The sequence below is a fragment of the Nocardioides sp. genome (assembly GCF_030019515.1).
GTDB lineage: Bacteria > Actinomycetota > Actinomycetes > Propionibacteriales > Nocardioidaceae > Nocardioides.
The window spans coordinates 39,787-62,306 of sequence record NZ_JASEEQ010000014.1; the positions used below are offsets into that span (position 1 = coordinate 39,787).

Sequence of the window (22,520 nt, forward strand, 5' to 3'; positions counted from 1 at the left end):
CCGTGCGCTCGTGCCTCGCGTCCGGCTGCTCGTCACATCACAAGTTGATCATGTGGCCGGCGATGCCCTCGATAGCCTCCTTCATCGCCTCCGAGAGCGTGGGGTGGGCGAAGATGTTGCGGGCGACCTCGTCGGCGGTCAGGTCCCACTGCTGGGCCAGCGTCAGCGCGGGCAGCAGCTCGGTGACCTCCGGGCCGATCAGGTGCGCGCCGACGATCTCGTTGTACGCCGCGTCCGCGACGATCTTCACGAAGCCGACGCCCTCGGCCATCCCGCGGGCCTTGCCGTTGGCGCTGAACGGGAACGTCGCGACCTTGACGTCGTACCCCCGCTCCCTGGCCTGCGCCTCGGAGTAGCCGAACGACGCGATCTGCGGCTGGCAGAACGTCGCGCGGGGGATCATGTCGAAGTTGATCTCCTGGGTCTCGGCGCCGGCGATCGTCTCCGCGGCCACCACGCCCATCGCCTCGGCGGTGTGGGCGAGCATCAGCTTGCCGGTGACGTCGCCGATCGCGTAGACGCCGTCGACGTTGGTACGGCCGCGCGCGTCCACCTCGATCGCGCCCCGGTCGGTGACCCGGACCCCGGCGTTCTCGAGGCCGTAGCCCTCGATCCGCGGCGCGAATCCGAACGCGGCGAGCATCTTGTCGGCCTCGAGGACCTGCGCATCGCCGCCACCGGCCGGGCTGACCGTGACCCGGACGCCGGAGCCGGTGTCCTCGACCTGGTCGACCTTCGTCGAGAGCAGCACCTTCACGCCGAGCTTCTTGTACTGCTTGAGCAGCTCCTTGGAGACGTCCGCGTCCTCGGTCGGGACCATCCGGTCGAGGAACTCCACGATCGTCACGTCGACGCCGAAGTTGGTCAGCACGTAGGCGAACTCGACGCCGATCGCGCCGGAGCCGCCGATGATGATCGACCCCGGGAGCTGGTCGGTGAGGATCTGCTCCTCGTAGGTGACGACGTTCTGGCTCACGCTCATGCCCGGCAGCATCCGGACCCGCGCACCGGTGGCGATGATCAGGTTGTCGCAGGTGTGGGTCTGCTTCTGGCCGTCCTTGTCGACCTCGACCTCGCGCGGGCCCTTGATCGTGCCCCAGCCGTCGAGCTCGGTGATCTTGTTCTTCTTCATCAGGTAGTGCACGCCCTTGGCGCTGGCCTCGGCGACGCCGCGGCTGCGCTTGTGGGTGACGCCGAAGTCCATCGACGCCTCGCCACTGATCCCGAAGGTGTCCTTCTCCCTCGTGATGATGTGGGCGATCTCGGCGTTGCGCAGCAGCGCCTTCGAGGGGATGCACCCGACGTTGAGGCACACCCCGCCCCAGTACTTCTCCTCGATGACGGCGACGGACTGGCCCAGCTGGGCGGCGCGGATGGCGGCGACGTACCCACCGGGGCCGGCGCCGAGGACGAGGACGTTGAAGTGGGTCACGGTCGCCAGCCTACTGACGTGGCCGGGACCGGCTCCATGGTGCTCCACTACTCTGCACGCGTGACGCTCTACGCCGCCTACGGGACCAACCTGGATCCCGTCCGGATGGGCGAGCGCTGCCCGCACTCCCCGCTGTCCACCACCGGATGGCTCCAGGGGTGGCGGCTCACCTTCGGCGGCGAGGAGCACGGCTGGGACGGCGCGCTGTCGACGATCGTCGAGGATCCGATCGACCAGGTCTTCGTCGCCGTGTACGACGCCACCCGCGAGGACGAGGCCGCCCTGGACGGCTGGGAGGCCGCCGACCTGGGCCTCTACCGCAAGACCCGGGTCCGGGTCGCCACCATGACCGGCGAGCTCGTCGCGTGGACCTACGTGCTGGACGCCTACGAGGGCGGGCTGCCCTCCGCGTCGTACCTCGGCATCCTCGCCGACGCCGCCGAGGCCGCCGACGCCCCCGCCGACTACGTCGCCGCCCTCCGCAACCGCCCCTGCCGCTCGACCGGGTTGTAGCGTCCGGGCGCTGCCTGCGACGGTTTCCCCGGCCGGCCGGGGAAACCACCACTTGTCGCGGGAAGCTTCCGGCTCGAAGTGGAGGTATCGGCCGACAAGTCCGACTCAGGCGGCGCGGCCGGCCAGTGCCTGACGGATCTTCGCCGCAGTTCGCGCTGGGTCCGCCAGGTCCGCCCATGAGATGCGGATGCACCGCCACCCGGTCAATCGGCAGATCATCTCTTCGCGGCGCTTCTCCGCCCAGACGACGTCCGAGGCGCGCTGTCCGTCCTTCAGGAGCTTCTCGTACTTGACCTTCCCGTCAAACTCCAAGAAGACCCCGAGCTCGGGCCACGCGAAGTCCACCCGGGCAACGACCCGACCGGTCTCGTCGCGGATCTCGTACTGGGGCTGTGGCATCGGCAGACCCTCGTGGAAGCACAGGTAGTAGGTGCGGCACTCGCCCACGGACTCGAACCGGTGGTCGGACAGCCGGAGCACCAGATCCGTGCCGAGACTGTCCGGCCAGTGCTGCATCAGCTCGTACCTCGCTCGCAGCTGCTCCATCGTCGTCATGCTCGCGTGCAGGAGATGGCTGACCACGCACACACCTGCCTCGACGTTCGCGACCAACGTCGTCTCCAATGCCAGACGAGTCGCGTCCATGACCCTGAGCCCATCGCACTCGACCACGTCGCCGGCGATGATCCCGCCTCGGTGCTGGCGGACTCCCCCCTCCGAGCGACCGGCCTTGCCGTCCTCCCTGGTGACGTGCACGAGGTCGAGGTCGATCCCCCAGGTCGGGGCCCCGAGGAAGGGCAGCCCCGACACGTGCGAGACGACGACCTTGGTGCGCGATTGCGCGACAACCGCCCGCGCCGCCAGGGCGTGGCGGCCCGCTTCATCCAGGGCGTTCCAGGTCGCGGCCTCGGTGTAGGCGCCGTGTCGGATCTTGACCCACTCGCCGCCTTTGACGCGTCGTGCGATGGCCTTGTCGTCGTAGCCTGCGGCGAGCAACTGCTTGCGCAGCATGACTCGTCCGCGGCGGGGATCGGTCAACGGGATCATCATGATGGCCACTTGCCCGGGACTGACAAGGCCGACACCGCCTGATCCGCGCCCTGTGGAGAACCGGCCCGGCCGTGACCTCGTGGCCAATCCCGCCACTTGTCGGCGGAAGTTTCGGCCCACAGGTGGCGGTTTCCCCGGCCGGCCGGGGAAACCGCCACCACCACGAGCCAGACCCGACGGCGGCGGCCGACCGGGCGAGGTCGGAGCAGTTGATGCCCACGTGGTCGATCGGGCTCGAATCGTGCCCGCCGCGGCGTCAGCATTAGAGTCCGAGGCGTGACGCAGCAGCCCGACCAGACCCAGCACCAGAGCCCGTACGACCTGGCGGCCGAGGCCGCGGAGCGGCTCGCGGACCTCACCGGGGTGGCGAAGCACGACGTCGCCCTGGTGCTCGGCTCGGGCTGGCTGCCCGCAGTCGACGCGCTCGGCGAGGCGACGGCCGAGATCGCGACCACCGACCTGCCGGGCTTCTCCCCCGCCGCGGTCGCCGGCCACTCCGGCCGGATCCGCTCGGTGCGCGCCGGTGACAAGCAGCTCCTGGTGTTCCTCAGCCGCACCCACTACTACGAGGGCAGGGGCGTCGCCGCCGTCGTGCACGGCGTGCGTACGGCGGCCGCCGCAGGCGCCCGGGCCGTGGTGCTGACGAACGGCTGCGGCGGACTCAAGGAGTCCTGGTCGCCCGGCACCCCGGTGCTGATCAGCGACCACATCAACCTGACCGGCCGGTCCCCCATCGAGGGCGCCCGGTTCGTGGACCTGACCGACCTCTACAGCCCGCGGCTGCGGGCGCTGTGCCACGAGGTCGACCCGACGCTCGACGAGGGCGTGTACGTCCAGTTCCCCGGCCCGCACTACGAGACCCCCGCCGAGATCGGCATGGTGCGGGCGATCGGCGGCCACCTGGTCGGCATGAGCACGACGCTCGAGGCGATCGCGGCCCGCGAGGCCGGCCTGGAGGTCCTCGGCATCAGCCTGGTGACCAACCTCGCCGCCGGCATCAGCGGCGAGCCGCTCAACCACGAGGAGGTCCTCGAGGCCGGCCGCGCCGCCGCCTCCCGGATGGGCGACCTGCTCGGCCGCATCGTCCCGAGGATCTGAGCCGCACCGTGGCCGCCTCCACCGCCTCGCGCACGACCGGCGCCGCGGCCCGAACGCGCCGGACCCTGGTCGAGGCGGCGACGGAGGCGTTCGCGGAGCAGGGCGTGTTCACGGCGTCCCTGGTCGACATCACCCGGCGCGCCGGCCAGCGCAACCGGGGCGCGGTGCACTACCACTTCGGCTCCCGCGACGGCCTGATCGTCGCGGTCGTCGACCAGCACGCCGCCTTCCTCGCCCGGCGCGAGGGCGAGCTCCTCGAGCTCGCCCTCGAACGCCCCGACGACGACCTGACCTCGGTCCTGGAGGCGATCGTGCGGCCGGCGGTCGAGCTCGCCGAGGCCGGCACCGACGGCCGCCGCTACCTGATGATCATCGGCCAGCTCGTCGAGGAGTACGACCGGGTGCACCCCGAGGTGACCGCCGCGCTCGAGCGCACCGGCGGCATGCCGGTCTACGCGCTGCTGCAGGCGCGGCTGCCGGCGTACGACGAGGCGCTGCTCAACGAGCGGATGGCGCTCGTCACCAGCTTCATCCTGCGCTCGGTCGCGGACCGCGCCCGGGCGCACGGGAGCGACGCCCCCGGCCGGGCCCAGCTGCCGACCGAGCGGTTCGTCGCGAACCTGGTGGCGATGGCCGTGGGGATGGCGACCGCACCCCTGCCCGAGTAGGGACGGATAGCCTTCGCCGCGTGAAGGTTCTCGTCACCGGCTCCGCCGGCAGCATCGGACGCGTCGTCACTCTGGGCCTGGCCGACCGCGGTCACGTCGTCGTCGGCCTGGACCGGGTGCCGCAGCCCGACGGCGAGGACGGTGCGTGGCACACCGTCGACGCCACCGACCCGGACGCGGTCGCCGCCGTGCTCGCGGAGGAGCGGGTGGACGCGGTCGTCCACCTCGCCGGCCACCCCGGCGAGGGGAGCCTCCCCTCCTCGCTGACCTCCCACGTGGTGACCACGGGCGCCCTGCTGGACGCGATGGTGGAGCACGACGTACGCCGCCTCGTCTACGCCTCCTCCAACCACGCGGTCGGCCGCACCCCCCGCGCCGGGCTCGAGAGCGACCTGCTGGGCGTCGACGTCCGCCCCCGGCCGGACACCTACTACGGCGTCGCCAAGGTGGCGGCCGAGGCGCTGCTGAGCCTGTACGCCGACCGCCACGGCATCGACGCCGTCGCCTGCCGGATCGGGTCGTTCCTCGACCGCCCCGAGACCGTGCGCCAGCTCGAGACCTGGCTCTCCCACGACGACTGCGTGCGGATGATCGAGGCCGCACTGACCGCGCCCGCGCCGGGCTTCGCGGTGCTGTACGGCATCTCGCGCAACACCCGCGCCTGGTGGGACCTCGCGCCCGGCCGGGCGTTGGGCTACGAGCCGCAGGACGACGCCGAGGACTTCGCCGCCTCGGTCGCCCCCGGTCCGGCGGACCAGGCGGAGGCCGCCCACGTCGGCGGCCCGTACGCGACGGCCGAGCTGGAGCGGCCGGCGCTGGACCGCTCCTCTTGACCTGACGCGTCCAGCGGGTTGGGTGGGGGGCATGACCATCCACCAGCGCACCCTCGGCACCGTCGCCCCGCTCACCGTCTCCGAGCTCGGGCTCGGCTGCATGGGCATGTCGGAGTTCTACGGACGCCGCGACGAGGACGAGGCGGTCGCGACCATCCACCGCGCCCTCGACCTCGGCGTCACCTTCCTCGACACCGCCGACATGTACGGCCCGTTCACCAACGAGCAGCTGGTCGGCCGCGCCATCACGGGACGCCGCGACGAGGTCCAGCTCGCCACCAAGTTCGGCAACGAGCGGCTCCCCGACGGCACCCGGCTCGGCATCAACGGCCGCCCCGAGTACGTCCGGTCCGCCTGCGACGCCTCGCTCCAGCGGCTCGGCGTCGACCACCTCGACCTGTACTACCAGCACCGCGTCGACAAGACCGTCCCGATCGAGGAGACCGTCGGCGCCATGGCGGAGCTGGTCGCGGCCGGCAAGGTCCGCCACCTCGGACTGTCCGAGGCCTCGGCGACCACGATCCGGCGCGGCCACGGCACCCACCCGATCACGGCCCTGCAGTCGGAGTACTCGCTGTTCACCCGCGACCTCGAGGACGAGATCATCCCGACGCTGCGCGAGCTCGGCATCGGCCTGGTCCCCTACGCCCCGCTGGGCCGCGGCATCCTGACCGGCGCGATCACCTCGGACTCCTCCCTGGACGAGGGCGACTCGCGGCGCTCGGCGTACTTCCCGCGCCTCAACGGCGAGGGCCTGCGCGCCAACCTCGCGCTGGTGGACCGGGTGCGGGCGATCGCCGAGGAGAAGGGCTGCACGCCCGGCCAGCTGGCCCTGGCGTGGGTGCTGGCGCAGGGCGACGCCGGGCTCGGCGTCGCGCCGATCCCCGGTACCAAGCGGGTGCGCTACCTCGAGGAGAACGCCGGCGCCGCCACGGTCGAGCTGACCGACGCCGACCTGGCCGCCCTCGACGAGGCGGTCCCGCGTGGCGCGGTCGTCGGCGAGCGGTACGGCGACATGAGCTCGATCGACGCCTGAGCGCGGCCTCCGCGCGCGTGCCGGCGCCGGGCAAGGCCCGGCCAACCCTCGATCACCCGGCCCCGGCGACGCGGGCGGAGAGACCAGCCACGCACCCGGCCATCATCCGGTGGTGGTTCCAGCGCAGCACCGGGCGGGCGGCGTACGACGCCAGCCCGAGCAGCCCGCGCACCGTGACCTCCTGGTCGAGGTGGAGGTCGGTGCCGCGGCCGCCGTCGGCCGGCGCGAGCGTGAAGCGGACCGACCCGCTCAGGTCGCCCGAGACGCCGACCTCGAGCCGGGACGGCGACCGGTCCGTCGCGTGCAGGACCAGGTCGAGCGTGTAGGGCAGCACCGAGCGGCACAGCACCCGCGCGTCGTCCGGACCGAGCGATGCGACCGCGACGACCTGCGGCCACCACTCCGGGTAGTGCTCGAGGTCGACCAGCACATCGTGCACCGCGATCGGCGGGGCAGGGACGAACCAGCGACCACCGAACGCGAAGACCGGACCCACCCTCGTATCGTGCCCTCATGACGTCCGCCGATGCGCCCACCGATGTGCCTGCCGATGTGCCGAACGATGTGAGCAGCCTGCTCGAGACCGCCCGTTCCTGGGCGGCCGACGACCCCGACGACCAGACCCGTGCCGAACTGGAGGCGGTGATCGCGGACGTGGCGGCGGGCGGCGCCGCCGACGACCTGCGCGACCGCTTCGCCGGGACGCTCGAGTTCGGCACCGCCGGGCTCCGCGGGGCGCTCGGCGCGGGCTCCAACCGGATGAACCGGGTGGTCGTGACCCGGGCGGCGGCGGGCCTCGCGGCCTTCCTGAAGGAGCAGAGCCGGAAGGGCACCGGCGTGGAGCGTGGGTCCGTCGTGATCGGGTACGACGCGCGGCACAACTCCGACGTGTTCGCGCGCGACACCGCGGAGGTGATGACCGGCGCCGGGCTGACGGCGTACCTCCTCCCGCGGCCGCTGCCCACGCCGCTGCTGGCCTACGCGATCCGCGAGCTCGGCTGTGCCGCGGGCGTGATGGTGACGGCGAGCCACAACCCGCCCCAGGACAACGGCTACAAGGTCTACCTCGGCGACGGGAGCCAGATCGTCCCGCCGGCCGACGCCGAGATCGCCGCCAGGATCGCGGCGGTCGGCGCGGTGGCCGACGTACCGCGCGGCAGCGGCGGCACCGTGCTCGAGGAGCAGATCATCGACCGCTACCTCGACACCGTGGCCGGCCTGGCCGACGACGGCCCGCGGGACCTGTCGATCGTCTACACCCCCCTGCACGGCGTGGGCGGTACGACGGTCCAGCGGGTGCTCGAGGCCGCGGGCTTCTCCGAGCCGGCGGTCGTCGTGCAGCAGGAGCTGCCCGACGCCGACTTCCCGACCGTCGCGTTCCCGAACCCCGAGGAGCCCGGGGCGATGGACCTGGCGATGGAGCTGGCGCGGGCGCGCGGAGCGGACCTGGTCGTGGCGAACGACCCCGACGCGGACCGGTGCGCAGCGGCCGTGCCCGGCCCGCACGGCTGGCGGATGCTGCGCGGCGACGAGGTCGGGGCGCTGCTCGCCCACGCGCTACTGAGCCGCGGCAAGCAGGGCACCTACGCCACCAGCATCGTGTCCTCGAGCCTGCTCGGGAAGCTGGCGAGGGCGGCGGGCCAGCCGTACGCCGAGACGCTCACCGGGTTCAAGTGGATCGGCCGGGTCGAGGGCCTGGCGTTCGGCTACGAGGAGGCGCTCGGCTACTGCGTCGACCCCGAGCACGTGAGGGACAAGGACGGCGTCTCGGCGCTGCTGCTGCTCTGCGAGCTCGCGGCCGCGGCGAAGGCGGACGGTCGCGGGCTGGTGGACCTGCTCGACGACCTGGCCGTCGAGCACGGGCTGCACGCGACCGACCAGCTCTCGGTGCGGGTCTCCGACCTCGGCGAGATCGCCGCGGCGATGGCCCGACTGCGGGCGAACCCGCCCGCCGAGCTCGGCGGTCTCGCCGTCGAGCGCGTCGACGACCTGTCGACGGGCAGCCCCGACCTGCCGCCGACGGAGGGGCTGCGCTACCTGCTGGCCGACGGCGCGCGCGTCGTGGTGCGCCCGAGTGGCACCGAGCCCAAGCTGAAGTGCTACCTCGAGGTCGTGGTGCCGGTCGCCGCCGACAGTGGCGTGGACGCGGCCCGGATCGCCGCGGTCGGCCGGCTCGACGCGCTGCGCGACGGCATCAAGCAGGCTGCCGGCATCTAGACGACCAGGGCGACCACCAGGGCCGCCACCAGCACGACCACGCCGGCGATCTCTGGCCAGGCGAGGGTACGGCGTACCTCCCCGGCGTCGCGGTGCAGCTCCCGGGCTTCGCGGGAGAGGTGGGTGATCCGCTCCTCGACGAACACCTGGTAGGTGTCCATCGCGGTCGGGGCCGGGCGGTTGCGAGCAGCACCAGCACGGTTGCGCAGGGTCTGGCGGGCGGTGTAGCCGACCACCGGGGAGGTGTAGCGCTTGTCCGCCGCGACGACGGCGAGCACCTGTCCCACCACCACCGTCGTGATCGACGCGAGCGGCACGTGGTCGGTGTGGAGCATGTTCCGCATCACCAGGTGGTCCCGGCTGGCCCAGAGGGCCGGGCGGAGCAGCGCCACCCACACCAGCAGGGCGCCGAGCAGCGCCGCGACGGCGACCACGGGCGCGTGCTCACCGCCCCAGGCCACGATCGCGAGCACCAGGACGACGCCCGCGCAGGCCAGACCGAGGTAGCCGCTGAACCGCCCGTTCGTCGCGTGGAAACGCTCCACGACGGCGTCGGGGCTGGGGTCGGTCATGAGGGCACTCTCCCGGTTGTGGTCCATGGCGCGGACAACCCTATGCTGGGTCGGTGAGCAGCACTTCCACCATCCTCGATCCCGCGTTCGAGGACGTCACCCGGTCGGAGGCGTCCCTCCGCAGGTTCCTCCACGGGCTGCCGGGCGTCGACCAGGTCGGCGCCGAGGCCCGCGCCGCCGGACTCGCGACCCGGTCGATCAAGACCAGCGCCAAGGAGTTCGCCCTCGACCTGGCGATCCGGATGGTGGACCTGACCACCCTGGAGGGCCAGGACACCCCCGGCAAGGTCCGGGCCCTGTCCGCGAAGGCGATGCGGCCCGACCCGTCCGACCCGACCTGCCCGGCGACCGCCGCGGTCTGCGTCTACCCCGACATGGCCGGCATCGCGAAGCAGGCGCTCGGCACCAGCGGCGTGCACGTCGCAGCGGTGGCCACGGCGTTCCCGAGCGGCCGGGCCGCCCTCGACATCAAGCTCGCCGACACCCGCGACGCGGTGGACGCGGGCGCCGACGAGATCGACATGGTCATCGACCGCGGCGCGTTCCTCGCCGGGCGCTACCAGCACGTGTACGACGAGATCGTGGCGGTCCGCGAGGCGTGCCACCGGGAGAACGGCGAGAGCGCCCACCTCAAGGTGATCTTCGAGACCGGCGAGCTGCAGACCTACGACAACGTCCGCCGCGCGAGCTGGCTGGCGATGATGGCCGGCGCGCACTTCATCAAGACCTCGACCGGCAAGGTCCAGCCCGCCGCCACCCTGCCGGTGACCCTGGTGATGCTCCAGGCCGTCCGCGACTTCCGGGAGACCACCGGCCGGATGGTCGGCGTGAAGCCGGCCGGCGGCATCCGCACCGCCAAGGACGCCATCAAGTACCTGGTGATGGTCAACGAGGTGGCCGGTGAGGACTGGCTGGACCCCGACTGGTTCCGCTTCGGCGCCTCCACGCTGCTGAACGACCTGCTCATGCAGCGCACCAAGATGAAGACCGGCCGCTACTCCGGTCCCGACTACTTCACGCTGGACTGATCCCCATGCCATCGCCCTTTGAGTACGCCCCGGCACCCGAGTCGCGCGCCGTCGTCGACATCAAGCCGTCGTACGGCCTGTTCATCAACGGTGAGTTCGTCGACGGCCACGGCGCGTCGTTCAAGACGATCAGCCCGGCCACCGAGGAGGTGCTGGCCGAGATCGCGGAGGCCGACGAGGCCGACGTCGACGCCGCCGTGAGGGCCGCCCGCACCGCCTACGACAAGGTCTGGTCACGGCTGCCCGGCCGTGAGCGCGCCAAGTACCTCTACCGGATCGCCCGGATCATCCAGGAGCGCAGCCGCGAGCTCGCGGTGCTGGAGTCGCTCGACAACGGGAAGCCGATCAAGGAGTCGCGCGACGTCGACGTGCCGATCGTCGCCGCGCACTTCTTCTACTACGCCGGCTGGGCCGACAAGCTGGAGTACGCCGGTCACGGCGCCGACCCGCGGGCCCTCGGCGTCGCCGCCCAGGTGATCCCGTGGAACTTCCCGCTGCTGATGCTGGCCTGGAAGATCGCGCCCGCGCTGGCGTGCGGCAACACCGTGGTGCTCAAGCCCGCGGAGACCACGCCCCTCACCGCGCTGCTGTTCGCCGAGATCTGCCAGCAGGCCGACCTCCCGCCAGGCGTCGTCAACATCGTGACCGGCGCCGGGGGCACCGGCCAGGCACTGGTCGGCCACCCCGGCGTCGACAAGGTGGCGTTCACCGGCTCGACCGCGGTCGGCAAGGCGATCGCGCGCTCGGTCGCCGGCACCAGCAAGCGGGTCACGCTCGAGCTCGGCGGCAAGGCCGCGAACATCGTCTTCGACGACGCGCCGATCGACCAGGCCGTCGAGGGCATCGTCGACGGGATCTTCTTCAACCAGGGCCACGTCTGCTGCGCGGGCTCCCGCCTGCTGGTCCAGGAGAGCATCGCCGAGGACCTGCTCGAGCGGCTCAAGGCCCGGATGTCCACGCTGCGCATGGGCGACCCGCTCGACAAGAACACCGACATCGGCGCGATCAACTCCGGCGAGCAGCTCAAGCGGATCCGCGAGCTCTCCGAGGTCGGCGACGCCGAGGGCGCCGAGCGCTGGGAGGTCGCCTGCGAGCTGCCCACCAAGGGGTTCTGGTTCCCGCCGACCCTGTTCACCGGCGTCTCCCAGGCCCACCGGATCGCCCGCGAGGAGATCTTCGGGCCGGTGCTGTCGGTGCTGACCTTCCGCACCCCCGCCGAGGCGCTGGAGAAGGCGAACAACACGCCGTACGGCCTGTCCGCGGGCGTGTGGACCGAGAAGGGCTCGCTGATCCTCAAGATGGCCAGCTCCCTGCGCGCCGGCGTGGTCTGGGCCAACACGTTCAACAAGTTCGACCCGACGAGCCCGTTCGGCGGCTACAAGGAGTCGGGCTACGGCCGCGAGGGCGGCCGCCACGGGCTGGAGGCGTATCTCAAGTGACCCCGTCAAACGCGCGCATCGACGTCCGCAAGACCTACAAGCTCTACATCGGGGGCGCATTCCCCCGCTCGGAGTCGGGCTACTCCTACGAGGTCCTGGACAGCAAGGGGAAGTTCGTGGCCAACGCCGCCCTCGCCTCCCGCAAGGACGCTCGCGACGCGGTCACCGCGGCCCGCAAGGCCTTCGGCGGCTGGTCCGGGCGCACGGCGTACAACCGGGCCCAGATCCTCTACCGGATCGCCGAGGTCATGGAGGACCGCCGCCCGCAGTTCGTGCAGGCCGTCAGCCAGTCCGAGGGCCTCTCGGCCGCGAAGGCGGGCGGGGTCGTCGACGAGGCGATCGACCGCCTGGTCTGGTACGCCGGGTGGGCCGACAAGATCACCCAGGTCGTCGGCAACGCCAACCCGGTGGCCGGGCCGTACTTCAACCTCTCGACCCCCGAGCCCACCGGGGTCGTCGCCGTGCTCGCCCCGCAGGCCTCCTCGCTGCTCGGCCTGGTCAGCGTGGTCGCGCCGGTCATCGTCACCGGCAACACCACCGTGGTCGTGTCCTCCTACGACCGGCCGCTGCCGGCCGTGACGTTCGCCGAGGTGCTCGCCACCTCCGACGTCCCCGGCGGCGTGGTCAACCTGCTGACCGGGTCCGCGGCGACCGTCGGCCCGTGGCTGGCGGCGCACATGGACGTCAACGCGATCGACCTGACCGGCGTCGCCGGCGACACCGCCCTGGCCACCGACCTCGAGGTCGCCGCGGCCGACAACCTCAAGCGGGTACGTCGGGCCCCGGCCGCCGAGCCGGACTGGTCGCTCGACCAGGGTCTCGAGCCGATGACGGCGTTCCTCGAGACGAAGACCGTGTGGCACCCCATCGGGGTCTGATCCGTCGGTGCGCGCGCGTGTGATCGTCCTCGCCGGGCCCTCGGGTGCCGGCAAGTCCCGCCTCGCGGAGCGGGTCGGCCTGCCGGTCCTCCGGCTCGACGACTTCTACAAGAATGGCGACGACCCGACCCTCCCCCGGATCACCGAGGGCGCCAACGCGGGCCTGGTCGACTGGGACGACCCGCGGTCGTGGTGGCTCGAGGACGCGCTCGCCGCCCTCGACGCCATGTGCCGGCAGGGCAGCGCCGAGGTGCCGGTCTACGAGATCGCCCGCGACGGGCGCTGCGGCATGCAGACCCTCGACCTGCAGGGCTCCGACCTCTTCATCGCCGAGGGCATCTTCGCCCAGGAGGTCGTGCCGCACGTCACCGACACCGGCCAGCTCGCGGCGGCGTACTGCGTGCGCCAGCACCCGGCCGTCACGTTCTGGCGCCGGCTGACCCGGGACCTGCGCGAGCACCGCAAGCCCCCGCTGGTCCTGGTCCGGCGCGGCCTCGCGCTGATGCGCGACCAGCGCCGCGTGGTGGCCCACGCGGTCGCGAAGGGCTGCGAGCCGGTCACCCCGGAGCAGGGCTTCGCCGCGGTCACCGCGCTGATCGGGAAGGGCGCGCTGCGGTGAGCGAGGACTGGCCGGAGCGGGTCTTCCGCGAGCGCCTGGTCCAGCCCGACCGGGTCTCCTGCGGCGCGACCGTCCTGGTCGTCACGCGGATGATCCTCGACCACGGGTACGGCGAGTACATCGGTGCCGCCCCGTCCGTGCCCGACCGGTTCCGCGAGGAGGTGCTCGCGATGCACCGCCGGGTGACCGGCACCGTGGACCGCGGCCGGCTCCAGCTGCCGTGGCCGCGGGCGCTCGGGACCCCGCCCTGGGCGGTCGCCCGCCAGCTCGGCGACCGGGACGTCCGGTGGATCCGCACGTCCCCGGCCTCGGGGTACGACGCCGTGACCGCTGCGACCCGCGTCCACCAGCCGGTCCCGGTCTACGTCGGCAGCCGCTGGCTGCCCCGGCACGTCGTGCTGGCCCTCGGCGAGCACGAGGGCGCGCTGCGCTTCTTCGAGCCGGCACGGGGCCGCCTCGTGGACGTCTCCCGCACCGAGTTCGCGGCGGCCCGGCTGGGCCTGGCCGGCTGGGACCACGCCTGGTGGGCGGTCCTGCCCGAGTGAGAGCCGGGCCGGGCCCGGTCGGGTATCAGTCGTGCTCGGCCTTGAGCGCGGCGTACTCCGGCTTGATCAGGTCGGTGATCAGGGCCAGCCGCTCGTCGAACGGCAGGAACGCCGACTTCATCGCGTTGATCGTGAACCACTCCAGGTCCTTCAACCCGTAGCCGAACGCCTCCACCAGCGACCACAGCTCGTGGGTCACGGAGGTGCGGCTCATCAGCCGGTTGTCGGTGTTGACCGTGACCCGGAAGCCGAGCCTCTTCAGCAGCCCGATCGGGTGCTCGGCGATCGAGGTGGCCGCGCCGGTCTGCACGTTCGACCAGGGGCACATCTCCAGCGGGATGCGCTTGTCGCGGACGTACGCCGCCAGCAGGCCGAGGCTGACCGTGCCGTCCTCGGCGACCGTGATGTCGTCGATGATCCGCACCCCGTGCCCGAGCCGGTCGGCGCCGCACCACTGGATGGCCTGCCAGATCGACGGCAGCCCGAAGCCCTCGCCCGCATGGATCGTGAAGTGGGCGTTCTCCCGCTGCATGTACTCGAAGGCGTCCAGGTGCCGGGTGGGGGGATAGCCGGCCTCGGCGCCGGCGATGTCGAAGCCGGCGACGCCGCGGTCGCGCCACGCGACCGCGAGGTGGGCGATCTCCATCGACCGCGCCTGGTGCCGCATCGCGGTGAGCAGCTGCCGTACGACGATCCGCCCGCCGGCGGCCTCGACGCCCTGGTCGAAGCCCTCCTGGACCGCCGCCACCACCTCGTCGAGGCTCAGGCCCTGGAGCACGTGCTGCTCGGGCGCGTAGCGGACCTCGGCGTACACCACGCCGTCGGCGACCAGGTCCGCCACGCACTCCCGCGCCACCCGGGTGAGCGCCGAGGCCGTCTGCATCACCGCGACCGTGTGGTCGAAGGTCTCCAGGTAGCGCTCCAGGGAGCCGGAGTCGGAGGCCTCCGCGAACCACCGGCCGAGCGTCTCGGCGGAGAGGTCCCCCTCCACGGCCGGGAGCTGGTGCCCGATCTCCGCGGCCAGCTCGATGATCGACTGGGGACGCAGCCCGCCGTCCAGGTGGTCGTGCAGCAGCGCCTTCGGCGCCCGCTGCACCTGGTCGAGGGTCGGGGACGGGTTCGGGGACGGGCTCGACGACACGGTCATGCCGCGATCCTTCCACCTCCCGGGCCCGGTCCGCGCCGAGTACGGCGGACCGGTAGGTTCCCGGCATGCGCGTCTTCACGACCCTGGAGCAGGTTGCCGCTGCGAGCGGCGAGGAGCTGGGCACCTCCGAGTGGCTCACGATCGAGCAGGACCGGGTGGACCGGTTCGCCGAGGCGACCGGGGACCACCAGTGGATCCACGTCGACGTCGAGCGGGCGGCCACCGGGCCGTTCGGCGGCACCATCGCCCACGGCTACCTCACGCTGTCGCTGGTGCCGTTCCTGGGCAGCCAGGTGTTCTCCCTGGAGACCCCGGGCGCCAAGCTGAACTACGGCGTCAACAAGGTCCGCTTCCCGAACCCGGTGTTGGTCGGCAAGCGGGTCCGGGCCCACGTGACGCTGGCCGAGGTCGCCGAGATCCCGGCCGGCCAGCAGATCACGCTGCGCTACACCGTCGAGATCGAGGACGAGGCCAAGCCGGCCTGCGTCGCCGAGACGGTCGTCCTGCTGCTCCCCTGACCCGCAGGGTGCCGAGTCGGCGCATCTTGCTCACCCGGGAGGCTCGAGTCGGCGCGTTGTGCCCGCAGCCCGGGCAAGTTGCGCCGAGTCGGCGGGGGATCAGCTGACGCGGTCGATGACCAGCGGGGTGGGGAGGTACGGCGCGTCCGCGGGCGCGATGTCGTAGCCGCCCTCGAGCGAGGCGAGAGCACGCTCGAACCGGTGCGCGTCGTCGGTGAGCAGCGTGAACAGGGGCTGGCCCTCGGTCACGGCGTCCCCCGGGCGGGCGTGCCACACGACGCCCGCGCCGGCCTGCACCGGGTCCTCCTTGCGGGCCCGGCCCGCGCCCAGTCGCCAGGCGGCCAGGCCGACCGCCATCGCGTCGAGGCGGGCCAGCACACCGGACGCCGGAGCGGTGACGACATGGCTCTCGCGCGCCTCGGGCAGCGGTGCGTCCGGGTCGCCGTCCTGGGCGCGGATCATCGCCTTCCAGGCGTCCATCGCCGAGCCGTCGGCGAGCCGGTCGGCCGGGTCGACGTCGTCGCGGCCCGCGCCGGCGAGCATCTCGCGGGCCAGCGCCAGGGTCAGCTCGACCACGTCGGCCGGGCCGCCGCCGGCCAGCACCTCGACCGACTCGGCGACCTCGATCGCGTTGCCGGCGGTGCGACCCAGCGGGGTGGCCATGTCGGTGAGCAGCGCGACCGTGTGGACGCCTGCGTCCTTGCCGAGCGCGACCATCGTCTCGGCGAGCTCTCGCGCTGAGTCGACGTCCTTCATGAACGCGCCCGTGCCGACCTTGACGTCGAGCACCAGCGAGCCGGTGCCCTCGGCGATCTTCTTCGACATGATCGACGAGGCGATCAGCGGGATCGCCTCGACGGTGCCGGTGACGTCGCGCAGCGCGTAGAGCTTCTTGTCCGCGGGGGCCAGCCCGTCGCCGGCCGCGCAGACGACCGCGCCGACGGACTCGAGCTGCGCCATCATCTCGTCGTTCGACAGCGCGGCCCGCCAGCCGGGGATCGCCTCGAGCTTGTCGAGGGTGCCGCCGGTGTGGCCCAGCCCGCGCCCGGAGAGCTGCGGGACGGCGACCCCGCAAGCGGCGACCAGCGGCGCGAGCGGCAGCGTGATCTTGTCGCCGACCCCGCCGGTCGAGTGCTTGTCGGCGGTGGGCCGCGAGAGCGAGGAGAAGTCCATCCGCTCCCCCGACGCGATCATCGCGGCGGTCCACCGGGCGATCTCGCGCCGGCTCATGCCGTTGAGCAGGATCGCCATCGCGAGCGACGACATCTGCTCGTCGGCGACCGCGCCCCGCGTGTAGGCGTCGACCACCCAGTCGATCTGGCTGTCGCTCAGCTCGTGACGGTCACGCTTGGCGGCGATCACCTCGACGGCGTCATGGTCAGGCATGTGTTCCTCCCACGGGCACGCTACGGAACCCTCTCAACACGAACGTCCCCCGGCTCTCCGGCTCTCCGGTGAGGGCCAGGTCGGGGAACGTCTCGAACAGTTCGGACACCGACTCCGCCAGCTCCATCCTGGCGAGCGGGGCGCCGAGGCAGAAGTGCACGCCGACCCCGAACGCCAGGTGGTTGTTGGGGTCGCGGTCCACGTCGAACACGTCGGGGTCGGCGAAGACCGCCGGGTCGCGGTTGGCGGCGCCGAGCAGCGCGACGATCCGCTGCCCCTCCTCGACGAGCACCGCCTGCTCTCCCTCGCCCACCTGCACGTCCTCGATCGCGGTCCGCTCGAAGAGCTGGAGGGCGGAGTCGAAGCGCAGCATCTCCTCGACCGTGCGGGGCACGTCGGAGCCGGGACGCAGGCCCCGGCGCAGCATCGCCGTGAGGCCGTTGCCGAACACGTTGACCGAGGCCTCGTGCCCGGCGTTGAGCAGCAGCACCACCGCGGCCACGACCTCGTCCTCGGTCAGCTCGGTCGCGACCAGGTCGGTGATCAGGTCCTCGGCGGGCGACGTACGCCGCTCCCGCACCAGCTCGCGCACCAGGCCGGCGAAGTCGATCGCGGCGGCGACGGCCGCGTCGACCGTCTCCTGCGGCGGCGAGACCTCGTACATCCGCACGATCGCCTGCGACCAGTCCCGCAGGGAGTGGGCGTAGGTGCGGGGCACGCCGAGCAGGTCGGCGATCACCAGCACCGGCAGCGGCTCGGCGTAGTCCCCGACCACGTCGAAGCCGGCCGGGTCCACACCGGCGAGCAGCTCCGCGGCGAGCTCGCGCACCCGCGGGCGCAGCCGCTCCACGTGACCGCGCGCGAACGCCGAGGCGACCGGGCGCCGGAGCCGGGTGTGCTCGGGCGGCTCGTTCTCCATCATCTGGTTGCGGTGGAGCAGGTTGAACGGCTCGAGGTGGTCGAGCGGCTCCTTGTCCTTCCAGAGCCGGCCCAGCCGCCGGTCGCGCTGCACCTGGCCGACCGTCGCGTGCGCGAACGTCAGGTACCGGCCCGTCGGCTCGTGCCACGCCACCGGGTGCCGGGCGCGCTCGCGCGCGAAGTGCGGGTAGGGGTCGGCGACGACGGCGGGGTCGGTCAGGTCAATCGAGGTCGTCGGGACCGAACGCATCCGGCAGCACCTCGTCCATCCGCTTGACACCCGAGACCGTCCACAGCAACAGGCCCGGTCCGCCGTTCTCGTGCAGCAGCTGCCGACACCGCCCGCAGGGCATGATGATCTCCCGCTCGCGGTTGACGCACACGAAGTGGGTCAACCGGCCGCCGCCGGTGATGTGCAGCTGGCTGACCAGCCCGCACTCGGCGCACAGGCCGACGCCGTACGACGCGTTCTCGACGTTGCAGCCGACCACGGTGCGGCCGTCCTCGGCGATCGCCGCGGCGCCGACCGGGAAGCGCGAGTACGGCACGTACGCGTGCGACATCGCCTCCTCGGCCGCCGCCTTCAGCGACTCCCAGTCGAACGCGGTGTCCTGGGTGCTCACTAGCCTGCGCTGCCCTTGCGGTAGATCTGCCCGTCGGCTGTCGGCATCCGTAGTCGTTGCGAGGCGAAGGCGAGCACCAGCAGCGTGATCACGTACGGCGTCATCCGGGTGAAGTCACCCGGCACCTCGTCGATCGCGAAGTACAGCGCGCCGAGCGCGAGCGCCACGAACCCGGTGATGACCGCGGCCCGCTGCTGGCCCTGCCGGGCCTGCCAGACCGCCATCGCGAGCGCCAGCGCCGCCAGCGCGAGGAGCAGCGCGTGCACCGACTCACCGCCCTGGCGCAGGCCGAGCGTCTCGGTGTAGCCGAACAGGCCGGAGCCCGCGAGCAGGCCGCCCGGGCGCCAGTTGCCGAAGATCATCGCCGCGAGGCCGATGTAGCCACGGCCACCGGTCTGCCCGTCGCGGTAGTTGCTGGACGCCACCATCGCGAGGAACCCGCCCGCCAGGCCGGCCAGGCCGCCGGAGACCAGCACGGCGGTGAACTTGTAGCGCAGCACGTGCACGCCGAGCGACTCGGCCGCGACCGGGCTCTCACCGCAGGAGCGCAGCCGCAGGCCGAACGGCGTGCGCCACAGCAGCCAGTAGCTCAGGAGCAGCAGCAGCATGGCGAGGATCACCAGCAGCGACAGGTTCGTCACCAGGGCCCGCAGCACCGCCGCGAGCTCGGAGACGACGAAGAGGTCCTTCTTCTCGACGTCGAGCAGGTTGCTGCTCAGCGAGTCGACGGTGATCGTCTGCACGTCGGGGATCTTCGGCGACTGCGTCTGGCCCCCGCCGGGCAGCCCGACGAAGGTCAGCGAGGCGAGGTACTGGACCGCGCCGAGCGCGATGATGTTGATCGCGACACCGGAGATGATGTGGTCGACGCCGAAGATGACGGTGGCGACGGCGTGCACGAGACCGCCGAGGACACCCAACAGGATCGCGCCGGCGACGCCCGCCCAGGCACCGTAGTGGTAGCCGAAGTAGCCGGCCCCCCAGGTGCCGAGGATCATCATGCCCTCGAGACCGATGTTGACGATGCCGGCCCGCTCCGACCAGAGGCCGCCGAGACCGGCGAGCATGATCGGCACGGTCGCGATGAACATCGCCGAGACGGTGCCCGACGAGGTCAGGTCGTTGGCGCCGGTGATGATCTCCAGCACCGACAGCGCCGCCAGGATCACGAAGAACGCGACGACCAGCCACCAGCGCGGCAGTCGGCGACGCGGCTTGGCGACGGCGGCCGGTCGGGCCGCGTGGGTGGCGGTGGCAGGGACACTCATGCCGGGACCTCCTCGGCCTTGTCGTTGGACGCCTCGCCGCGTTCGCTCTCGAGGGCGCGGGCCACCTGTTGCTGTTCCAGGCGCTGACGGTACCGGCGCACGATCTCGTAGGAGATCACCACGGTCAGCACGATCACGCCCTGCGTGATGGCGACGATGTCCGGCGAGACGCCGACCAGGATCTGCAGCGGGTTGGACTGCTCGTCGAGGTAGGCGAACAGCAGCGCGCCGAGCGCGATCCCGATCGGGTTGTTGCGGCCGAGCAGGGCGATCGCGATCCCGGCGAAGCCGAGGCCGGACTGGAACGTCGAGCCGTAGGTGTAGGAGTCGCCGAACAGGATCGGGAGGCCGACCAGGCCGGCAATGGCTCCGGAGATCAGCATCGCGGTGACGGTCATCCGCTTCACGCTGATGCCGCTCGCGACCGCGGCGGTGGTCGACTGCCCGGTCGCGCGCAGGTCGAAGCCGAACCGGGTCCGGTTGAGCACGAACCAGAAGGCGAAGCCGACCACGGCGGCGATGATGATGAAGCCGTAGACGCTGCTGGTGCCGTCGCCGAGGCCGATGTTGGGGATCCGGCTGCCCTCGGGGATCTGCTTGGTGCCGATCTGGTTGCTGCCCTCCTCGCGGACCGCGACCTGGCGCAGCAGGTAGGCGACGAGGCCGGTGGCGATCGCGTTGAGCATGATCGTGGAGATGACCTCGCTGACGCCGCGGGCGGCCCGCAGCACGCCGGCGATGCCGGCCCAGATCGCGCCGACCGCCATCGCGCAGACGATCGCCAGCGCGGTGTTGAGGTAGCCCGGGAGCCACGCCTCGCCGGCCACGACCGCGGCGGTGAAGGCCGCGACGCGGTACTGCCCGTCGACGCCGATGTTGAACAGGTTCATCCGGAAGCCGACGGCCACCGCGATGCCGGAGAGGTAGAGCACGGTGGCGTTGTCGATGATGTTCGCCAGGTTGCGGGTCTCGGGGACCGAGAGGATCTGGTCCCACACGTCGAGCACCGGGTCGCCGGCCGCCAGCAGCACCAGGCTGGTGATCGCGAACGCCGCGACCAGGGCCAGGACGGGTGTGCTGATGGCCAGCATCAGCCGGGTCAAGCGGCCGATCATGCCGGTGCCCCCGCCCCGGTCATCGCCGAGCCGAGTTGCTCGGGCGTGACGTCGTCGGGGTCGAAGCTGCCGACCAGGCGGCCTCGCAGGATGACCTCGATCCGATCGGAGAGCCCGATCAGCTCATCGAGGTCGGCAGAGATCAGCAGCACGGCCAGCCCTTCGCGTCGAGCCCTCTTGATGTGGTCCCAGATCGCGGCCTGGGCGCCCACGTCGACCCCGCGGGTCGGGTGGCCGGCGATCAGCAGGATCGGGTCGCTGCTCATCTCGCGACCGACGATCAGCTTCTGCTGGTTGCCGCCCGACAGCGCCCGCGCCAGCACGTCGGGGCCGGGGGTGCGCACGTCGTACTCGGTGATGATCCGCTGGGTGTCCTCGCGGGCCGCGCCGCGGTGGATCAGGCCGTGGCGTACGCCGGGCGGGCGGGTCTGGTGGCCGAGGATCCGGTTCTCCCACAGTGGGGAGTCCAGCAGCAGCCCGTGCCGGTGCCGGTCCTCGGGGATGTAGCCGACGCCGGCCTCGCGGCGCTGGCCGGTCGAGCGGTCGCTGAGGTCGGTCCCGTCGAGCTCGATCCGTCCGGTCGCCCCGGGACGCATGCCCATGATCGACTCGACCAGCTCGGCCTGGCCGTTGCCCTCGACCCCGGCGATGCCGAGGATCTCGCCGCGGTGGATCTTGAACGAGATGTCCTCGAGCAGCGGCCGACCGCCCGGGTTGGGCAGCGAGAGGTCCTCCACCGAGAGCAGCACGTGGTCGGTGACCGTGGAGGCCTCGGTGGACGGCGAGGGCAGCTCGGAGCCGACCATCAGCTCGGCGAGCTGGCGGGCGGTGACGCCGGCCGGGTCGACGGTCTTCACCGTCGTGCCCCGCCGGATCACGGTGATCTCGTCGGCGACGGAGAGCACCTCGTCGAGCTTGTGGGAGATGAAGATGACGCTGAGCCCCTCGTTCTTGAGCTCGCGAAGGTTGCCGAACAGCTCGTCGACCTCGTGCGGGACGAGCACGGCGGTCGGCTCGTCGAGGATGACGATCTGCGCGCCTCGGTAGAGGACCTTGAGGATCTCCACGCGCTGGCGGGCGCCGACACCGAGGTCCTCGACCAGGCGGTCGGGCTCGATGCCGAGGCCGTAGGCGTCGGAGATGCGCTGGATCTCGGCGCGCGCCTTGGCCCCGATGCCGTGCCGCTTCTCCGCGCCCAGCACGACGTTCTCGAGCACGGTGAGGTTGTCGGCGAGCATGAAGTGCTGGAAGACCATGCCGACGCCGACCTTGATCGCGTCGGCCGGCGAGTGCAGGGAGACCTGCTGGCCGTTGATCTCGATCGTGCCCGAGTCGGGCGGCTGCACGCCGTACAGGATCTTCATCAGCGTGGACTTGCCGGCGCCGTTCTCCCCGACGATGGCGTGGATGGTGCCGCGACGGACGTCGATGTTGATGTCGTCGTTGGCGATCACGCCGGGGAACCGCTTGCCGATGCCGCGCAGGCGGACGGCGATGTCCGGGGCTGGGGAGGTGGGCTCCGTCGCGGACGGGGCAGGAGTGGGCACGATCCGTGACCTCCTTGTCAGGCTCGAGCGCTGACGCTACCGGTTGGGCGGCGTGGGGGCGCGACGGGCC

Annotated in this window: 23 protein-coding genes; 12 read left to right on the forward strand and 11 right to left on the reverse strand. The window is 72.1% G+C overall.

Features of this window, described 5'->3' with window-relative positions; all coding sequences use genetic code 11:
- Window positions 1–37: 37 nt before the first annotated feature.
- Window positions 38–1,432: a dihydrolipoyl dehydrogenase gene (gene lpdA / locus QMC84_RS18035; protein WP_300377104.1), complete on the reverse strand. Its 1,395-nt coding sequence runs from the start codon at window positions 1,430–1,432 to the stop codon at window positions 38–40.
- A 60-nt stretch (window positions 1,433–1,492) separates the two neighbouring features.
- Between lpdA and QMC84_RS18040 the strand changes: the two genes are divergently transcribed.
- Entirely contained in the window at window positions 1,493–1,945 is a 453-nt protein-coding gene (locus QMC84_RS18040) for a gamma-glutamylcyclotransferase (RefSeq protein WP_300377106.1), read from the forward strand.
- Window positions 1,946–2,050: 105 nt separating this feature from the next.
- Here QMC84_RS18040 and QMC84_RS18045 read toward each other — a convergent pair whose 3' ends face one another.
- On the reverse strand, window positions 2,051–3,091 hold the full coding sequence (locus QMC84_RS18045) for a type IV toxin-antitoxin system AbiEi family antitoxin domain-containing protein (RefSeq protein WP_300377108.1): 1,041 nt from the start codon (window positions 3,089–3,091) through the stop codon (window positions 2,051–2,053).
- Window positions 3,092–3,271: 180 nt separating this feature from the next.
- On the opposite strand from QMC84_RS18045, the gene QMC84_RS18050 reads away from it, so the two are divergent.
- From QMC84_RS18050 to QMC84_RS18065, 4 genes are read left to right on the forward strand one after another with little or no spacing between them, the layout of a single operon-like run.
- Window positions 3,272–4,093 carry a purine-nucleoside phosphorylase gene (locus tag QMC84_RS18050; RefSeq protein WP_300377110.1) on the forward strand — a complete coding sequence of 274 codons (822 nt, stop codon included), beginning with the start codon at window positions 3,272–3,274 and terminating at the stop codon, window positions 4,091–4,093.
- Between the two features lie 8 nt (window positions 4,094–4,101).
- On the forward strand, window positions 4,102–4,761 hold the full coding sequence (locus QMC84_RS18055; RefSeq protein ID WP_300377112.1) for a TetR family transcriptional regulator: 660 nt from the start codon (window positions 4,102–4,104) through the stop codon (window positions 4,759–4,761).
- 20 nt (window positions 4,762–4,781) lie between these two features.
- Complete coding sequence (locus QMC84_RS18060; RefSeq protein WP_300377114.1) at window positions 4,782–5,594, forward strand: NAD(P)-dependent oxidoreductase; 813 nt, start codon at window positions 4,782–4,784, stop codon at window positions 5,592–5,594.
- A gap of 31 nt (window positions 5,595–5,625) precedes the next feature.
- Entirely contained in the window at window positions 5,626–6,630 is a 1,005-nt protein-coding gene (locus tag QMC84_RS18065) for an aldo/keto reductase (RefSeq protein ID WP_300377116.1), read from the forward strand.
- Between the two features lie 52 nt (window positions 6,631–6,682).
- Here the strand turns inward: QMC84_RS18065 and QMC84_RS18070 are convergent, their stop codons facing one another.
- Window positions 6,683–7,126: an SRPBCC family protein gene (locus QMC84_RS18070; protein ID WP_300377118.1), complete on the reverse strand. Its 444-nt coding sequence runs from the start codon at window positions 7,124–7,126 to the stop codon at window positions 6,683–6,685.
- Window positions 7,127–7,143: 17 nt separating this feature from the next.
- Between QMC84_RS18070 and QMC84_RS18075 the strand changes: the two genes are divergently transcribed.
- Complete coding sequence (locus QMC84_RS18075) at window positions 7,144–8,847, forward strand: phospho-sugar mutase (RefSeq protein ID WP_300377120.1); 1,704 nt, start codon at window positions 7,144–7,146, stop codon at window positions 8,845–8,847.
- Here QMC84_RS18075 and QMC84_RS18080 read toward each other — a convergent pair.
- The gene (locus QMC84_RS18080; RefSeq protein WP_300377123.1) at window positions 8,844–9,419 is read right to left on the reverse strand and encodes a hypothetical protein; all 576 of its coding nucleotides are present in this window, start codon (window positions 9,417–9,419) and stop codon (window positions 8,844–8,846) included. The two genes, QMC84_RS18075 and QMC84_RS18080, sit on opposite strands and share 4 nt — an antisense overlap.
- 53 nt (window positions 9,420–9,472) lie before the next feature.
- Here QMC84_RS18080 and deoC point away from each other — a divergent pair, with 53 nt between their 5' ends.
- Genes deoC through QMC84_RS18105 form a run of 5 tightly spaced genes read left to right on the forward strand, consistent with a single transcriptional unit; the run spans window position 9,473 to window position 13,928 of the window.
- Window positions 9,473–10,447 (forward strand): deoxyribose-phosphate aldolase, encoded by a 975-nt coding sequence (gene deoC, locus QMC84_RS18085; protein ID WP_300377125.1) that lies wholly within the window; start codon window positions 9,473–9,475, stop codon window positions 10,445–10,447.
- 5 nt (window positions 10,448–10,452) lie between these two features.
- Window positions 10,453–11,886, forward strand: a complete 1,434-nt coding sequence (locus tag QMC84_RS18090; RefSeq protein ID WP_300377127.1) for an aldehyde dehydrogenase family protein — start codon at window positions 10,453–10,455, stop codon at window positions 11,884–11,886.
- Window positions 11,883–12,764 (forward strand): aldehyde dehydrogenase family protein, encoded by an 882-nt coding sequence (locus QMC84_RS18095; RefSeq protein ID WP_300377129.1) that lies wholly within the window; start codon window positions 11,883–11,885, stop codon window positions 12,762–12,764. The genes QMC84_RS18090 and QMC84_RS18095 overlap by 4 nt, the downstream gene beginning before the upstream one ends.
- 7 nt (window positions 12,765–12,771) lie before the next feature.
- A complete protein-coding gene (locus QMC84_RS18100; protein WP_300377131.1) occupies window positions 12,772–13,383 on the forward strand; it encodes an ATP-binding protein in 612 nt (203 codons plus the stop codon).
- The gene (locus QMC84_RS18105) at window positions 13,380–13,928 is read left to right on the forward strand and encodes a hypothetical protein (RefSeq protein WP_300377133.1); all 549 of its coding nucleotides are present in this window, start codon (window positions 13,380–13,382) and stop codon (window positions 13,926–13,928) included. The genes QMC84_RS18100 and QMC84_RS18105 overlap by 4 nt, the downstream gene beginning before the upstream one ends.
- 25 nt (window positions 13,929–13,953) lie before the next feature.
- Here the strand turns inward: QMC84_RS18105 and QMC84_RS18110 are convergent, their stop codons facing one another.
- Window positions 13,954–15,075 (reverse strand): adenosine deaminase, encoded by a 1,122-nt coding sequence (locus QMC84_RS18110; protein ID WP_300377135.1) that lies wholly within the window; start codon window positions 15,073–15,075, stop codon window positions 13,954–13,956.
- Window positions 15,076–15,140: 65 nt separating this feature from the next.
- On the opposite strand from QMC84_RS18110, the gene QMC84_RS18115 reads away from it, so the two are divergent.
- The gene (locus QMC84_RS18115) at window positions 15,141–15,593 is read left to right on the forward strand and encodes a MaoC family dehydratase (protein ID WP_300377138.1); all 453 of its coding nucleotides are present in this window, start codon (window positions 15,141–15,143) and stop codon (window positions 15,591–15,593) included.
- A gap of 99 nt (window positions 15,594–15,692) precedes the next feature.
- On the opposite strand, the gene QMC84_RS18120 is transcribed toward QMC84_RS18115, so the two are convergent.
- Genes QMC84_RS18120 through QMC84_RS18145 form a run of 6 tightly spaced genes read right to left on the reverse strand, consistent with a single transcriptional unit; the run spans window position 15,693 to window position 22,450 of the window.
- Complete coding sequence (locus QMC84_RS18120; protein ID WP_300377140.1) at window positions 15,693–16,979, reverse strand: thymidine phosphorylase; 1,287 nt, start codon at window positions 16,977–16,979, stop codon at window positions 15,693–15,695.
- Window positions 16,972–18,147: a cytochrome P450 gene (locus QMC84_RS18125; RefSeq protein WP_300377142.1), complete on the reverse strand. Its 1,176-nt coding sequence runs from the start codon at window positions 18,145–18,147 to the stop codon at window positions 16,972–16,974. Before QMC84_RS18125 ends, QMC84_RS18120 begins: the two co-directional genes overlap by 8 nt.
- Window positions 18,119–18,520 carry a cytidine deaminase gene (locus QMC84_RS18130; RefSeq protein ID WP_300377144.1) on the reverse strand — a complete coding sequence of 134 codons (402 nt, stop codon included), beginning with the start codon at window positions 18,518–18,520 and terminating at the stop codon, window positions 18,119–18,121. Before QMC84_RS18130 ends, QMC84_RS18125 begins: the two co-directional genes overlap by 29 nt.
- Window positions 18,520–19,788, reverse strand: coding sequence for an ABC transporter permease (locus QMC84_RS18135; RefSeq protein WP_300377146.1), 1,269 nt, complete (start codon window positions 19,786–19,788; stop codon window positions 18,520–18,522). The genes QMC84_RS18130 and QMC84_RS18135 overlap by 1 nt, the downstream gene beginning before the upstream one ends.
- Complete coding sequence (locus tag QMC84_RS18140) at window positions 19,785–20,903, reverse strand: ABC transporter permease (RefSeq protein WP_300377148.1); 1,119 nt, start codon at window positions 20,901–20,903, stop codon at window positions 19,785–19,787. Before QMC84_RS18140 ends, QMC84_RS18135 begins: the two co-directional genes overlap by 4 nt.
- Window positions 20,900–22,450, reverse strand: coding sequence for an ABC transporter ATP-binding protein (locus QMC84_RS18145; protein ID WP_300377150.1), 1,551 nt, complete (start codon window positions 22,448–22,450; stop codon window positions 20,900–20,902). Before QMC84_RS18145 ends, QMC84_RS18140 begins: the two co-directional genes overlap by 4 nt.
- Between the last annotated feature and the right edge of the window lie 70 nt (window positions 22,451–22,520).

What these genes read in the sequence shown, in the direction of transcription:
- QMC84_RS18080 (WP_300377123.1), bottom strand. Translation starts at nt 9,419, where the DNA reads ATGACCGACCCCAGCCCCGACGCCGTCGTGGAGCGTTTCCACGCGACG.
- QMC84_RS18110 (WP_300377135.1), bottom strand. Translation starts at nt 15,075, where the DNA reads ATGACCGTGTCGTCGAGCCCGTCCCCGAACCCGTCCCCGACCCTCGAC.
- QMC84_RS18125 (WP_300377142.1), bottom strand. Translation starts at nt 18,147, where the DNA reads ATGCGTTCGGTCCCGACGACCTCGATTGACCTGACCGACCCCGCCGTC.
- QMC84_RS18135 (WP_300377146.1), bottom strand. Translation starts at nt 19,788, where the DNA reads ATGAGTGTCCCTGCCACCGCCACCCACGCGGCCCGACCGGCCGCCGTC.
- QMC84_RS18090 (WP_300377127.1), top strand. Translation starts at nt 10,453, where the DNA reads ATGCCATCGCCCTTTGAGTACGCCCCGGCACCCGAGTCGCGCGCCGTC.
- QMC84_RS18120 (WP_300377140.1), bottom strand. Translation starts at nt 16,979, where the DNA reads ATGCCTGACCATGACGCCGTCGAGGTGATCGCCGCCAAGCGTGACCGT.
- QMC84_RS18115 (WP_300377138.1), top strand. Translation starts at nt 15,141, where the DNA reads ATGCGCGTCTTCACGACCCTGGAGCAGGTTGCCGCTGCGAGCGGCGAG.
- QMC84_RS18065 (WP_300377116.1), top strand. Translation starts at nt 5,626, where the DNA reads ATGACCATCCACCAGCGCACCCTCGGCACCGTCGCCCCGCTCACCGTC.
- QMC84_RS18140 (WP_300377148.1), bottom strand. Translation starts at nt 20,903, where the DNA reads ATGATCGGCCGCTTGACCCGGCTGATGCTGGCCATCAGCACACCCGTC.
- QMC84_RS18075 (WP_300377120.1), top strand. Translation starts at nt 7,144, where the DNA reads ATGACGTCCGCCGATGCGCCCACCGATGTGCCTGCCGATGTGCCGAAC.